Raw genomic sequence first — 13,500 nt, 5'->3', positions numbered from 1 at the left:
GCTAATACACGCGAGCCTCGTCAAGTCACCGGCGCCGGATTGAACAGCACCAGCGCGTTGTGCAGCTTCCACTGCTCCGCCCAGGTCTTCTTGCGGCCGCTGGCCACATCGAGCAGCAGGTGGAACATCTCCCAGCCCAGATCTTCGATGGTGGCCTCGCCGTCGGCGATCTTGCCGGCGTTGATGTCCATCAGGTCGTGCCAGCGGCGCGCCAGGTCGCTGCGCGTGGCCACCTTGACCACGGGGCATTCGGCCAGGCCGTAGGGCGTGCCCCGGCCGGTGGTGAACACGTGCAGGTTCATGCCGGCGGCCAGCTGCAGCGTGCCGCAGATGAAGTCGCTGGCCGGCGTGGCGGCGTACACCAGGCCGCGCTGGTCGCGGCGCAGTTTTTCGCCCGGGGCCAGCACGTGCGAGATGGGCGCGGTGCCGCTCTTGATGATGGAGCCCATGGCCTTCTCGGCGATGTTGGACAAGCCACCCGCCTTGTTGCCCGGCGTGGTGTTGGCCGCGCGGTCCACGCGGCCGCGGTCCAGGTAGCGGTCGTACCAGCCCAGTTCGCGCACGATGGCTTCGGCCACCTCCGGCGTGGCGGCGCGGCTGGTGAGCTGCTCGACCGCGTCGCGCACCTCGGTGTTCTCGCTGAACATCACCGTGGCGCCTGCGCGCACCAGCAGGTCGGCGCAAAAGCCCACAGCCGGGTTGGCGGTGACGCCCGAAAACGCGTCGCTGCCGCCGCACTGCACGCCCAGCACCAGCTCGCTGGCCGGGATGGTCTCGCGGCGGCGGGCGTTCAGGCGTTCCAGATGCGGCCTGGCGCTTTGCAGTATGTCGTCCAGCATCGACATGAAGCCCACGTGGTGGTCGGCCTGCAGGCACACCGTCTCGGGGCCCAGGGCCGCATCGCGCTCGTCGGTGATGGGGAAGCTGCCCGGGGGCAGCAGGCGGTCGGGCTGCAGCTTCTCGCAGCCCAGGCTCACCACCATGATTTCTCCGCCGAAGTTGGGGTTCAGGCTGATGTGCTTGAGCGTGCGGATGGGGATGACCGCGTCGGGCGCGTCGATGGCCACGCCGCAGCCGTAGCTGTGTTCCAGGCCGATCACGTCGTCGACGTTCGGGAACAACGGCAGCAGCTCGGTCTTGATGCGGTGCACGGCCTGCGACACCACGCCCGCCACGCACTGCACGGTGGTGGTGATCGCCAGAATGTTGCGCGTGCCCACCGATCCGTCCGCGTTGCGGTAGCCCTCGAAGGTGTAGCCCGTCAACGGCTCCAGCACCGGGGGCTTCACCGTGGCCATGGGCAGGCCTTCCAGCGCACGGGCCGAGGGCATCTGCAGCAGCCGCTCGTGCACCCAGCTGCCGGCCGCGATGTCCTTGAGCGCATAGCCGATGGGCACGTTGTAGCGGCGCACCACGCCGCCTTCGGGGATGTCCGCCAGCGCCACCTTGTGGCCCTGGGGCACCTTGTCGCGCAGCGCGATGCCGGCGCCGGGCACGCCGGGCGGCAACACCGTGCCAGCGGGCAGGCCACCGTCGTTGGAGACGATGGCGACGTTGTCTTCCGCATGCATGCGGATGGTGAGGGCTTCTCGCATCGGGTCTGTCACTTCTTTACTTCTTGCTGGCGCTGCACAGCTTGCACAAAAAGATACGCCATGCCGCCGCCAGAGTCATCGCACGCGCCTTGCACATGCATCTCGCTTCACTCGCCTTCACACCCGGTGGACAAGCTGTCAAGGGGCCGACTCGTCGCCAGCCCCGCCCCGCTTCACCCACCGCCCTTCAAGACCAGGTCCGGCAGCCACATCGAGAATTGCGGCACGTACGTCACCAGCATCAGCGCCACGATGAGCGCGCTGTAGAACGGCCAGATGGTTCGCATCACCTCGCCCACCGAGATGCCTCCGATGGTGCAGCCGATGAACTGCGTGGTCCCCACCGGCGGGGTGTTCAGGCCCAGCGCGCAGTTGATGAGGATCACGATGCCGAACTGCTCGGTGCTCATGCCGAACTGCTGGCAGATGGGCAGGAAGATCGGCGTACAGATCAGGATGGTGGCCGCCATGTCCAGGAACGTTCCCAGGATGAACAGGATGATGTTCACGCACAGGAAGATGACCCATGGCGACGTGCTCATGGACTTGAGGGCCTCGCCGGTCAGCTCGGCCACACCGTACAGGCCGATGAGGTAGCCGAACATCGACGAGATGCCGATCAGCAGCAGCACGGTGCCCGTGGTCTTGACGGCCTTGGAGGCGGCCTTGAGGAACTGCTCGCGGGTGAGCTTCTTGTAGACGAACACCGACAGCAGCAACGCCCAGATCACCGCCACCGAGGCGGACTCCGTGGCCGTGAACGCCCCCGACAAGATGCCCGCGATGATGATGACCACCACCGCCAGCCCGGGGACCGACGCCCGGAACGAGATCCACACGATCTCCCAGCCGGGGAACGTGCCCGATGGGTAGCCGCGCTTGACGGCCACCAGGTAGGCGGCTAGCAGGTTGCACACGGTCAGCAGCAGCGCAGGCACGATGCCAGCCAGGATCAGCGCGGCAATGCTCACCTTGCCGCCGGCAGCCAGCGTGAAGATGATCAGGTTGTGCGACGTGGGCATGAGCGCGCCCACCAGCGAGGCGTGCGTGGTCACGTTGACCGCGTAGTCGGCGTGGTAGCCCTCTTTCTTCATCTGCGGGATGAGCACCGCGCCCATGGCAGACACGTCGGCCACGGGCGAGCCCGAGACGCCGCCGAACAGCGTGCAGGCGAGCACGTTGCTCATGCCCAGCCCGCCGCGCACATGGCCGGCCACGCTCTTGGCGAACACCACGATGCGGTCGGCAATGCCGCCGTACATCATGATCTCGCCCGCAAAGATGAAGAACGGAATCGCCAGGAACGAGAACGGGTTCATGCCCGAAATCATCTGCTGGAAGCCCACCGCCAGCGGCAGGCCTTCGTACAGGATGGTCGCCAGTGACGACAAACCGATGGAAAAGGCCACGGGCACGCCCAGCAGCAGCAGGAGCGTGAAGGTCACGCACAGAATGGTCAACGCCATGATGGTGGAATCTTTACAGGAACGTTAGGGTGCTGGGCGGTATGCAGGGATTGCTGCGATCGACCCCGGGTCGCTGCGCATGAGGCGGGCGTTACCCAGGCCAGGGCAGCCGAGCCAGGGCCGCCCCGCCGCGAGGGCTGCGTCTCCCTGCCCGCTTGGCGCAGCCATGCGAGAGCGGGGGGAAGCGCTGAAAGCGCTCAGGGGGGTGTGCTTCATCTCAGTGCCAGGCGGGCTCGACCTCTGTGCCGCGGACCAGGGCGATGATGTGCTCGAGCGAGAACATCGCCACCAGCACACCAGCGAGCGCGGGGGGAACGTACTTGAACGCTTCGGAGATGCCGAGCGTAGGGATCTTGTAGGGCGCCACGGACTCGGCCAGCACGCCGCAGTTCCAGGCCATGACCACGCCGAAGATCAGCACCAGCACGTGGATCACGATTTCGAGTTTGTGGCGTAGCCAGTCGGGCGCGAGCACCAGGAACGATTCGAGGCCGATGTGTCCGGCATCACGCACCCCCACGGCCATGCCCAGCATGGTCACGTACAGCACCAGCAGCACGGCGCTGCTTTCGGCCCAGGTGGGTGTGTTGTTGAAGATGTAGCGGCCGACGACCTGATAGAGCACGGCGCACACCAGCAGCACCAGCCCCCCGACACCCAGCTGAAGGCAGGTGCGCGCGATGAAAGCGCAGAGACGCGTATACATAAGAGACATTCAGAAGACGGAAGGAGTGACCGGCAGGGCGACCGAAGAAGGCGCCCTGCCGGCCGGTCTGGTGGGCTTATTGCACCGCGTCGATGCGCTTGACCATGTCCTGGAGCTTGGGGTCCTTCAGGAACTTGTCGTACACAGGCTTCATCGCGGTCTTGAACGCGACCTTGTCGATCTCCACGACCTGCGCGCCGCCGGCCTTCACCGTGGCCAGGGACTTTTCTTCACGTTCGTCCCAGATCTTGCGCATGAAGCCCACCGATTCCTTGGCGGCAGCGCGGATGGCCTTTTGCTCGTCGGCGCTCAGCGTGTCCCACACGCGCTTGCTGAACAACAGGATCTCGGGCGCCATCGAGTGCTCGGTCTTGTTGAAGTACTTGGCCACTTCGAAGTGGCGCGAGCTTTCGTAGCTGGGGTAGTTGTTTTCGGCAGCGTCCACCAGGCCGGTCTTGAGCGCGGTGTAGACCTCGCCGAAGGGCATGGGGGTGGCATTGGCACCCATGGCTTCGAGCAGGGACACCCACAGGTCGCTCTGCTGCACGCGCACCTTCAGGCCCTTGACGTCGGCCAGGGTCTTGATGGGCTTCTTGACGGTGTAGATCGAGCGGGCGCCGGAGTCGTAGAACGCCAGGCCCACGAAGCCTTGCGATTCGCAGTCCTTCAGGATCTCGTCGCCGATGGCGCCGTCGAGCACCTTGCGCATGTGTTCCTTGTCGCGGAACAGGAAGGGCATGGTGGGCACCATGGTGGCGGGGCAGATGTTGTTCATGGGCGCGACGTTCACGCGCGTCATGGCGATCGCACCCAGCTTGGTCTGCTCGATGGTGTCCTTCTCGATGCCGAGCGACCCTTTGGCATACACCTTGATGCTGTGCTTGCCGCCCGTGGCCTTGGACAGCGTCTCGCCCATGTGGCGCACGGCCAGCACGGTGGGGTAGTCCTCGGGGTGGATGTCCGACGAGCGGAATTCCGTGGCCTGCGCGGCCAGGCTGCCGAACAGGACGCTGGCAGCCAGTGCGACGCGGCCAAACAGATGGGGGATTTTCATGGTTGTCTCCTGGGTTGAAATGTTGTGAATTGGGGGAGAGTTCCGGGGCCTGTTGTCCTCAGGCGCTCCGATAGGGTGTTTCCGGCAACCCCGCCACGCCGGGCCGGGTGGCAAAGATGGCGCCGCCGAGCGCCACGTCGTCGCCCTGGGGCTGCCCCGGGCGGATGGAGGTGATGAACAGCACGTCCAGCCCCGGGCCGCCGAAGCTGCACATCGAGGGCTTGCTCGTGGGCACGGCGATGGACCGGTCCAGGCGGCCGTCGGGCGTGAAGCGGTGCACCACGCCGGCGTCGTTGCCGCAGATCCAGTAGCAGCCGTCGGCATCCACCGCGCCGCCGTCGGGCCGGCCGGGCAGATCGCGCATGTCGACGAACAGCGAGCGCTCGCCCAGCGACCCATCGTCGTGCAATGGCAACTGCCAGATCTGCTGCACGCTCGGGTGGCTGTCGCTCAGGTACATGGTCTTGCCGTCGCGGCTGAAGCCCAGGCCGTTTTGCGTGACCAGGCCCTGCACCTGCGGTGCCGACAGGCCGCGCTCTCCATCCATGCGGTACAGGCTGCCCGCGGCCTGCGCCAGCGACATGTCGCGCACCATGGTGCCCGCCCAGAAGCGGCCCTGGCGGTCGCAGCGGCCGTCGTTGAAGCGCATGCCGGGCTGGGGGTGGTCCACGCCGGCCAGCAGCGTGGCGGCCAGCGTGCCCCCCACCTGGGGCTGCAGGTGAAAGACGCCCGTGTCCATGCCGGCGATCAGCCCGCCGGCTGCGTGCAGCGCGATGCAGGCGGGGCGCTCGGCGGTGTCCCAGCTTTGCAGGTGCTGGTCCGCATAGGTCCAGCGGTGCAGCTGGCGGCCTTCGATGTCCACCCACCAGAGCGCCTGCTCGGCAGCGCTCCACACCGGGCTTTCGCCCACCTGGTCGCGGTGGTCGGGCAGCAGCAGGTCCACGGACGGCGTCATCGGGGCGCTCATTCGAAAGGGCCGGTGCGCACGAAGGGGCCGCCCTGGTAGATCACGGCGGGGTCGGTCAGGTCGGGGTGGGGGTCGGCCGCCTCGACCTTGGCGCGGAAGGGCTCGGAGCTGTCCTGCGGGCGGTAGCCGATGTGGCGCGCCAGGGTGTTGTCCCACCAGGTGGTGGTGTTGTCGCCCATGCCGTAGATGGTGCTGTGGCCCACGACCGGCGCGGTCAGGCTGGCGACCACCAGGCGCTCCAGGTCGTCGTAGCTCATCCAGGTGGCCAGCATGCGGCGGTTGCGTGGCTCGGGGAACGAGGAGCCGATGCGCAGGCACACGGTCTCGATGCCGTAGCGGTCGAAATAAAAGCGCGAGAGGTCTTCGCCAAACGCCTTGGACAGGCCGTACAGGCCGTCCGGGCGGGCCGGGTCTGCCAGGCCCACGACTTCGTCCTGGCGATAGAAGCCGGTGACGTGGTTGGAGCTGGCGAACACCACGCGCTTGACGCCCTGCTTGCGCGCGGCTTCGTACAGGTTGTATGCGCCGACGATGTTGGCCTGCAGGATCAGGTCCCAGGGCTGTTCGGTGGACACGCCGCCCAGGTGGATCACGGCGTCCACGCCTTGCAGCAGGCTGAGCACGGCGCCGGCATCTTCCAGCCGAGCGGGGCGCACTTCCTCGCCCTCGGCCTCTGCGCCCAGGTCCGCGATGTCCGACAGGCGCAGCGTGGTGCAGTAGGCCGACAGCCGCGTGCGCAGCTCTTTGCCCAGCCCCCCGGCGGCGCCCGTCAGAAGCAAGCGTTGAAAACGGATCGGCGTCGGATGGCAAGGCATGGCGGTTACAAAGGCAGAGGTTCTTGGTACAGTGACAACACTCTTGCTATACGTCATCAGTTGTCGTACAACAAAGAAAGAGCAATGTACCGCTTCTGCCCCACGAGGCCACATAGGGATAACACCAAGAAATGAACACCGTTACCGAGCTTCGCCGCAAGCCCCGCACCCTGGCCCTGGAGCTGGTCGAATCCCTGGGCGACCGCATCCGCGACGGCCGCCTGGCCCTGGGCGACAAGCTGCCGACCGAAGCCGCGATCATGACGGAGTTCAGCGTGAGCCGCACCGTGGTGCGCGAGGCGATTTCCAAGCTCCAGGCCTCGGGCCTGGTGGAGACGCGCCACGGTATCGGCACCTTCGTGCTGGGGCTGGGCCAGGCGCCCGGCTTCAAGATCACGCCCGACCAGTTCAGCACGCTGCGCGACGTGATCGCCGTGCTGGAGCTGCGCATCGGCGTGGAGACCGAGGCGGCGGCCCTGGCCGCCCAGCGCCGCACCGACGCCAACCTCAAGGCCATGCGTGAAGCGCTGGACGCGGTGGCCGCCGCCGTGGAGGCCGGGCGCGACGCGGTGGCGTCGGACTTCCAGTTCCACCTGGAGATCGCACGCGCCACGCACAACAGCCACTTCGCGGAACTCATGGGCACGCTGGGCAGCATGATCATTCCTCGCGCGCGCCTGGACTCGGTGGACGGCGTGAGCAACGAGCGCAGCCAGTACCTGCGGCGCGTGAACGGCGAGCACGAAAGCATCTACGACGCCATCGTGGCGCAGGACCCGGACGCCGCCCGCGCCGCCATGCGCACCCACCTGGCCAACAGCCGTGAACGCCGCCGGCGCGCACAGGCCGAGGCCAGCTGAACGCCCCCGCCACTGGCAGGCCACAGTCTCGGCGCCTAAGTAGTTACCCTGGCAAAAGTATGTGCACATTGTTGTACGATGACATACAACATATTCTTTTCCCTGGGTGCTTCGTCCTTGGGCCGCCGCACCACCACGGCGCTTGCGGCACGGCGCCGTATCACAGCGCCACGACGTCCACAGCCCTGAGGGCTTGAAGACTTGTCGACCCCCATCCATCCACCTCACTCACTCCCACCACAGCCATGCATGCAAACCTGATTGGCGGCACCTGGACCGAAGGCGCCCGCAACTACCGCAACACCAACCCCTCCGACACGCGCGACGTGATCGGCGACTACGCCGTGGCCAGCCGCGAGCAGGCGCTGGAGGCCGTGTCGGCAGCCCACGCGGCCTTCCCAGCATGGAGCCTGTCCACGCCCCAGCAGCGCTTTGACATCCTGGACGCGGTGGGCAACGAGATCATCGCCCGCAAGGCCGAGCTCGGCGACCTGCTGGCCCGCGAAGAAGGCAAGACACTGCCCGAAGCGATTGGCGAAGTAGGCCGCGCGGCCGCCATCTTCAAGTTCTTCGCCGGCGAGGCGCTGCGCCCTGGCGGCGAGCTGGTGCCTTCGGTGCGCCCCGGCGTGGGCATCGAGATCACGCGCGAACCCCTGGGCGTGATCGGCATCATCACGCCGTGGAACTTCCCCATCGCTATCCCGGCCTGGAAGATCGCCCCGGCCCTGGCCTACGGCAACTGCGTGGTGTTCAAGCCCGCCGAAGTGGTGCCCGGCTCCGCCTGGGCGCTGGCCGACATCCTGCACCGCGCAGGCCTGCCGGCCGGCGTGTTCAACCTGGTGATGGGCCGCGGCTCGGACGTGGGCCAGGTGCTGCTCGAAGACGAGCGCATCGCCGGGGTGAGCTTCACCGGATCGGTGGGCACGGGCCAGCGCGTGGCCGCCGCCTGCGTGCCGCGCGGCGCCAAGGTGCAACTGGAGATGGGCGGCAAGAACCCCTTCGTGGTGCTGGACGACGCCGACCTGGCCGTGGCCGTGGGCGCTGCCGTGAACAGCGGCTTCTTCTCCACCGGCCAGCGCTGCACCGCCAGCAGCCGCGTGATCGTGACCGAAGGCATCCATGACCGCTTCGTGGCCGCCATGATCGAGAAGATGAAGACCCTGAAGGTGGACGACGCCCGCAAGGCCGGCACCGACATCGGCCCCGTGGTGGACGACCGCCAGCTGGCGCAGGACCTGGAATACATCGGCATCGGCCAGCAGGAAGGCGCCAAGCTCGCCTTCGGCGGCGAGGCCCTGGAGAAGAACGCGGACGGCGCGCCCGGCTTCTACCTGCGCCCCGCCCTGTTCACCGAGACCACGCCCGGCATGCGCATCAACCGCGAAGAAATCTTCGGCCCCGTGGTGAGCGTGCAGCGCGTGAAGAACTACGACGAAGCGCTGGCCCTGGCCAACGACACGCAGTTCGGCCTGGCCAGCGGCATCGCCACCACCAGCCTCAAGCACGCCACGCACTTCAAGCGCCACGCCCAGGCCGGCATGGTGATGGTGAACCTGCCCACGGCCGGCGTGGACTACCACGTGCCGTTCGGCGGCCGCAAGAGCAGCAGCTACGGCCCGCGCGAGCAAGGCCGCTACGCCGCGGAGTTCTACACCACCGTGAAGACGGCCTACACCCAGGCCTGACCAGCCCGCACCGCGCCAGCCGCACCCTGCATGGGTACGGCTGCCTGCCCCCCCCGCAACCCCGCCACGGCACTCTGCCTTGGCGGGGTTTCTTTTTGGGCGGGGAGCGATGGCCGCCCCAATCGTTACGCATTGCAACGGTGGGCCGCGGGCCCCGAATGGGCCGCAGGCCGCCCGTATGATCCTGCCCGGACCAGATTCACACAACCAACAGGGCGAGGGGCGCGGGATCCGTATGGCATTCACGATGGAAGGCGTGGTGGCGCTGGCGCCCGACGACGCGTCGGCCAAGGCCGCCAAAGGCCTGGTCTCCCCCGCCAAATGGCCCCTGCTGGGCGCCGACGACAAAGCCGTCTGGGGCGAATGCCAGGGCAGTGGCTCCAAGCCCTACCAGACGCAGGTGGACCTGAACGGCCCCGCCTTCCGCTGCAGTTGCCCGAGCCGCAAGTTTCCGTGCAAGCACGGGCTGGCGCTGCTCATGATCCAGGCGCAGAACCCCCAACTCTTCCAGGCCACACCGCCGCCCGCGTGGGTGAGCGAATGGCTCGGCTCGCGCGCCGACAAGGCGCAGCAAAAGGAAGTGCGCCAGGCCGAGAAGGCCGCCGCCCCCGTGGACGAACAGGCGCAGGCCAAACGCGAAGCCCAGCGCTGGCAGCGCATGGAAACCGCCGCGCAGGAACTGCAGCGCTGGCTGTGCGACCAGGTGAGCCGCGGGCTCGGGTCGCTGAACGCCGAGGTGCTGCAGACCTGGCAGACCATGGCCGCGCGCATGGTGGATGCGCAGGCCCCGGGCCTGGGCGTGCGCATCCGCGAAGCCGCCGCCGGCATCCGTGACGGCGAAGACTGGCCCGAGCGCACGCTGGCGCGCCTGGGCCTCATGCAGCTGGCCTGCGAAGCCCTGCAGCGCCGCGCCAGCCTGCCGCCGGCCCTGCAGGCCGAGCTGCGCGCCATGCTGGGCTGGCCGCACGACAAGGCCGAGGTGCTGGAGCATGGCGAGCGCGTGGACGACCACTGGACCGTGCTGGGCGTGGTGGCCCAGGACCGCGACGACAAGCTCACCGAACGCCGTGTATGGCTGCACGGAGCCCGCAGCCAGCGCCGGGCGCTGCTGTGGGACCACGCCTTCGGCGGCCGGGGTTTCGAGCAATCCTTCTTCGCCGGGACGGGTGTCAGCGCCACGCTGGCCTTCTTCCCCGGCACGGCGGGCCTGCGCGCGCAGGTGGTGGACCAGGCAGGCCCCCCTGCCGCCCCGCAGTGGCCCGATGCCGGCACGGCGCACGAATGGGACGGCGTGGCGCGCCGCATCGCCGCCAGCCCCTGGGTGTTCGGCCATCCGGTGGTGATGCACCACGCCGTACCGTTGCTGCGCGACGGCCAGCCGTACCTGCATGCCGACGGGCACCTGCTGCCCCTGGCCGTGGGCGACGCCGACCTGTGGACCCTGCTGGCCGCGACCGGCGGGCACGCGGTGCACCTGGCCTGCGAATGGGACGGCAGCAGCCTGGTGCCGATGACCGCGTGGGAGAGCGCTCCGCCCCAACACCAGGCCGAAGCCCCGGCGCCGTCGCCCCTGTGGCAAAGGAGTGCCGCATGAGCGCCGCATGGACCCCGCTGCTGGCCACCGCGATGGTGGGCACCGAGCGCCAGAGCAGCGCGCAGCCGCACTGGCCCGGCGCCATCGGCCAGGCCATCGACGACGCGATGGCGCAGGCGGCGGATGCACCCACGGCCCTGCTGCGCGCCTCGGGCATGCTCGCGGCCTGCAGCCTGGCGGGGCTGCAGGGCGTGCCCAGCCCCCTGCCCGCATCGGCCACCCAGGCAGAGCCCGACACGCGGCCCGCGCTGCAGGCCTGGCCTGACGGCCAGCTGCCGCACCTGATCACCTGGGCGCTGCAGGAGGGGCCGCCCCGGCTGCACCACCAGATCTGCCTGGCGCTGGCCGGGGCGGGGTACCGGCTGCCGCCGCGCCTGTTGCCCGCGGCCCTGGACCTGGGGCGCCGCTCCGTCGCGCTGCGGCCCGTGCTGGCGCCGGTGCTGGGCGAGCGGGGCCGGTGGCTGGCCAGCCAGCGCGAGGACTGGCGCTACGCCGTGGGCGTGAGCGCGTCGGCCCCCGAAGAAACGCGCTGGACCGACGGCAGCCTGGAACAGCGGCGCGCCTTCCTGGCCGCCGAGCGCGCCACGCAGCCCGAGCAGGCCCGCCAGCGGCTCGCGCAGGCGCTGGCCGAGCTGGGCGCCAAAGAGCGCGCCGACCTGGTGGGCGTGCTGGCCGACCAGCTCTCGCTGCAGGACGAGCCGCTGCTCGACGGCCTGCGCACCGACCGCAGCCGCGAGGTGCGCGCCAGCGCGCTGGAGTTGCTGCTGCGCCTGCCCGACGCCGCCCATCCCCGGCGCGCTGCAGACCGCATGGCCCCGCTGGTGCGCCACGAACGCGCGCTGCTGCGCAAGCGCTGGGTCATCGATGCGCCCGAGGCCGTGGGCGCCGACTGGAAAGCCGACAACCTGGACACGCCCCGCCCCCAGCACGAGGCGCTCGGCGAACGTGCCTGGTGGCTGTACCAGCTGGTGCGCCAGGTGCCGCTGGGCTGGTGGACCATGCACACCAGCCTGTCGGCCAGCGAGCTGATCGAGTGGGCCAGGGGCACCGACTGGGCGCAGTCGCTGCTGCGCGGCTGGCGCGACGTGCTGCTCGCAGCGCCGCAGACCGACTGGGCCCAGGCCTTCATCGACACCGGGGCCGCCCACCAGCTGCGCACCGACGTGGCGGCCATCCTGGCGCTGCTGCCCCGCGCCGCACGTGAAAAGATCTGGCAGCAGCGGCTGGACAAGGAGGGCGTGACGGTGCAGCTGTACACCCTTGCGCCGCAGATGCTGGCGGCCTGCCCGCCTGCGGACACCTTGTCGGCCCCGCTGTCCGCGGCGCTGGCAGACATCCTGCTGCAGCGGGCCCGCCAGGGCACGCTGAGGGACGACTACGGGCTGCGCTCGGACCTGGCGGAGCTGGCCTGCGCGCTGCACCCCGATGTATTGCCCGCGCTGGCCCAGTGGCCGCGCCATGCCGACGAGACCCCTTCTTTTGCCACCGTGGTGCATGACGTGATGCAGGTCATCGCCACACGCCGCGCCCTTCAACCCCTGTCCACGACACCCACCACCCACGCCACGCCATGAGCTCCACACCTTCTTCCGTCATGCGCCAGCACGCCGAGCACCAGTTCGCCGAAGAACTGGCGGAACTGAAAAAGCACGACCAGCGCCAGCGCCCGCACAACTGGGCGCTGTCGCCTTGGGCCGTTGTGCAGTACCTCATGGGCGCCACGCTCGCCAATGGCTTTCAGGTGAGCGCCAAGTACATCGGCAATGCGCGCCTGATGGAGGTCGCCGTGGCCACGCTGGCCACGGACCGGGGCCTGCTGCTGTACGGCGTGCCGGGCACGGCCAAGTCCTGGGTGTCCGAGCATTTGTCGGCCGCGATCAGCGGCGACTCCACCCTGCTCATCCAGGGCACGGCCGGCACCAGCGAAGAGCAGTTGCGCTACGGCTGGAACTACGCCCAACTGCTGGCCCATGGCCCGTCGGAAAAGGCCCTGGTGCCCAGCCCGCTGATGCAGGCCATGCGCGCGGGCAAGATCGCGCGCATCGAAGAGCTCACGCGCATCCCGGCCGACGTGCAGGACAGCCTCATCACCGTGCTGTCCGAAAAGACCCTGCCCATCCCGGAGCTGGGCAGCGAGGTGCAGGCCGTGCGTGGCTTCAGCATCATCGCCACCGCCAACAACCGTGACAAGGGCGTGAACGAGCTGTCGGCCGCGCTCAAGCGCCGCTTCAACACCGTGGTGCTGCCTGTGCCCGGCAACGAGAACGACGAGGTCGCCATCGTGGTCAAGCGCGTGGCCGAGATGGGCCGCGCGCTGCAGCTGCCCGCCGAGCCCCCGGCGCTGAAGGAAGTGCGGCGCATCGTGCAGATCTTCCGCGAGCTGCGCAACGGAAAGACCGAGGACGGCAAGACGCAGATCAAGTCGCCCTCGTCCACGCTGTCCACCGCCGAGGCCATCTCGGTGATCAACAACGGCATGGCGCTGGCGGGGCATTTTGGCGACGGCACGCTGAGCCCGCTGGACGTGGCCTCGGGCCTGATCGGCGCCGTGGTCAAGGACCCGGTGCAGGACCAGGTGGTCTGGAACGAATACCTGGAGACGGTGGTGAAGGAACGCGCCGACTGGAAGGACCTGTACCGCGCCTTCCGCGAAATGGCATGACGCAGGCCCCTTGTGACACCGGTTCCATTGGCGCAACCTGCGCCACTTGCGCCACTTGCGCCACTTGCGCCCCCCGTGCCGGCGGGTTGCGCGCCG

General features: G+C 68.8%; 11 protein-coding genes. 5 read left to right on the top strand and 6 right to left on the bottom strand.

Annotated elements, in window-relative coordinates:
- Window positions 1–20: 20 nt before the first annotated feature.
- The 6 genes from garD to ASF16_RS12930 all read right to left on the bottom strand — a co-directional run bounded on the left by garD (window position 21) and on the right by ASF16_RS12930 (window position 6,603).
- Window positions 21–1,595 (bottom strand): galactarate dehydratase, encoded by a 1,575-nt coding sequence (gene garD, locus ASF16_RS12955; protein WP_235507365.1) that lies wholly within the window; start codon window positions 1,593–1,595, stop codon window positions 21–23.
- A gap of 173 nt (window positions 1,596–1,768) precedes the next feature.
- Window positions 1,769–3,061, bottom strand: coding sequence for a TRAP transporter large permease (locus ASF16_RS12950; protein WP_010459442.1), 1,293 nt, complete (start codon window positions 3,059–3,061; stop codon window positions 1,769–1,771).
- A gap of 217 nt (window positions 3,062–3,278) precedes the next feature.
- Window positions 3,279–3,767 carry a TRAP transporter small permease gene (locus ASF16_RS12945; RefSeq protein WP_010459444.1) on the bottom strand — a complete coding sequence of 163 codons (489 nt, stop codon included), beginning with the start codon at window positions 3,765–3,767 and terminating at the stop codon, window positions 3,279–3,281.
- A gap of 76 nt (window positions 3,768–3,843) precedes the next feature.
- A complete protein-coding gene (locus tag ASF16_RS12940) occupies window positions 3,844–4,821 on the bottom strand; it encodes a TRAP transporter substrate-binding protein (RefSeq protein WP_056167580.1) in 978 nt (325 codons plus the stop codon).
- Window positions 4,822–4,879: 58 nt separating this feature from the next.
- Window positions 4,880–5,776 carry an SMP-30/gluconolactonase/LRE family protein gene (locus ASF16_RS12935; RefSeq protein WP_056167578.1) on the bottom strand — a complete coding sequence of 299 codons (897 nt, stop codon included), beginning with the start codon at window positions 5,774–5,776 and terminating at the stop codon, window positions 4,880–4,882.
- An 8-nt stretch (window positions 5,777–5,784) separates the two neighbouring features.
- Window positions 5,785–6,603, bottom strand: a complete 819-nt coding sequence (locus tag ASF16_RS12930) for an NAD(P)-dependent oxidoreductase (RefSeq protein WP_056167575.1) — start codon at window positions 6,601–6,603, stop codon at window positions 5,785–5,787.
- A gap of 131 nt (window positions 6,604–6,734) precedes the next feature.
- Here ASF16_RS12930 and ASF16_RS12925 point away from each other — a divergent pair, with 131 nt between their 5' ends.
- From ASF16_RS12925 to ASF16_RS12905, 5 genes are all read left to right on the top strand, one after another.
- Window positions 6,735–7,463: a FadR/GntR family transcriptional regulator gene (locus ASF16_RS12925; RefSeq protein WP_056167571.1), complete on the top strand. Its 729-nt coding sequence runs from the start codon at window positions 6,735–6,737 to the stop codon at window positions 7,461–7,463.
- A 245-nt stretch (window positions 7,464–7,708) separates the two neighbouring features.
- Window positions 7,709–9,148, top strand: coding sequence for an aldehyde dehydrogenase family protein (locus ASF16_RS12920; RefSeq protein ID WP_056167567.1), 1,440 nt, complete (start codon window positions 7,709–7,711; stop codon window positions 9,146–9,148).
- 235 nt (window positions 9,149–9,383) lie between these two features.
- Entirely contained in the window at window positions 9,384–10,742 is a 1,359-nt protein-coding gene (locus tag ASF16_RS12915; RefSeq protein WP_082516908.1) for an SWIM zinc finger domain-containing protein, read from the top strand.
- The gene (locus ASF16_RS12910; RefSeq protein WP_056167564.1) at window positions 10,739–12,316 is read left to right on the top strand and encodes a DUF5691 domain-containing protein; all 1,578 of its coding nucleotides are present in this window, start codon (window positions 10,739–10,741) and stop codon (window positions 12,314–12,316) included. The genes ASF16_RS12915 and ASF16_RS12910 overlap by 4 nt, the downstream gene beginning before the upstream one ends.
- Window positions 12,313–13,404, top strand: coding sequence for an AAA family ATPase (locus ASF16_RS12905; protein ID WP_056167561.1), 1,092 nt, complete (start codon window positions 12,313–12,315; stop codon window positions 13,402–13,404). The genes ASF16_RS12910 and ASF16_RS12905 overlap by 4 nt, the downstream gene beginning before the upstream one ends.
- Window positions 13,405–13,500 lie beyond the last annotated feature (96 nt).

It is taken from the genome of Acidovorax sp. Leaf78, from assembly GCF_001422735.1.
GTDB lineage: Bacteria > Pseudomonadota > Gammaproteobacteria > Burkholderiales > Burkholderiaceae_C > Acidovorax.
Note: the sequence above shows the minus strand (reverse complement) of the source record. Positions and strands in the feature narration are given on the sequence as shown.

What these genes read in the sequence shown, in the direction of transcription:
- ASF16_RS12930 (WP_056167575.1), bottom strand. Translation starts at nt 6,603, where the DNA reads ATGCCTTGCCATCCGACGCCGATCCGTTTTCAACGCTTGCTTCTGACG.
- garD (WP_235507365.1), bottom strand. Translation starts at nt 1,595, where the DNA reads ATGCGAGAAGCCCTCACCATCCGCATGCATGCGGAAGACAACGTCGCC.
- ASF16_RS12910 (WP_056167564.1), top strand. Translation starts at nt 10,739, where the DNA reads ATGAGCGCCGCATGGACCCCGCTGCTGGCCACCGCGATGGTGGGCACC.
- ASF16_RS12920 (WP_056167567.1), top strand. Translation starts at nt 7,709, where the DNA reads ATGCATGCAAACCTGATTGGCGGCACCTGGACCGAAGGCGCCCGCAAC.
- ASF16_RS12905 (WP_056167561.1), top strand. Translation starts at nt 12,313, where the DNA reads ATGAGCTCCACACCTTCTTCCGTCATGCGCCAGCACGCCGAGCACCAG.
- ASF16_RS12915 (WP_082516908.1), top strand. Translation starts at nt 9,384, where the DNA reads ATGGCATTCACGATGGAAGGCGTGGTGGCGCTGGCGCCCGACGACGCG.
- ASF16_RS12935 (WP_056167578.1), bottom strand. Translation starts at nt 5,776, where the DNA reads ATGACGCCGTCCGTGGACCTGCTGCTGCCCGACCACCGCGACCAGGTG.
- ASF16_RS12925 (WP_056167571.1), top strand. Translation starts at nt 6,735, where the DNA reads ATGAACACCGTTACCGAGCTTCGCCGCAAGCCCCGCACCCTGGCCCTG.
- ASF16_RS12950 (WP_010459442.1), bottom strand. Translation starts at nt 3,061, where the DNA reads ATGGCGTTGACCATTCTGTGCGTGACCTTCACGCTCCTGCTGCTGCTG.
- ASF16_RS12945 (WP_010459444.1), bottom strand. Translation starts at nt 3,767, where the DNA reads ATGTATACGCGTCTCTGCGCTTTCATCGCGCGCACCTGCCTTCAGCTG.
- ASF16_RS12940 (WP_056167580.1), bottom strand. Translation starts at nt 4,821, where the DNA reads ATGAAAATCCCCCATCTGTTTGGCCGCGTCGCACTGGCTGCCAGCGTC.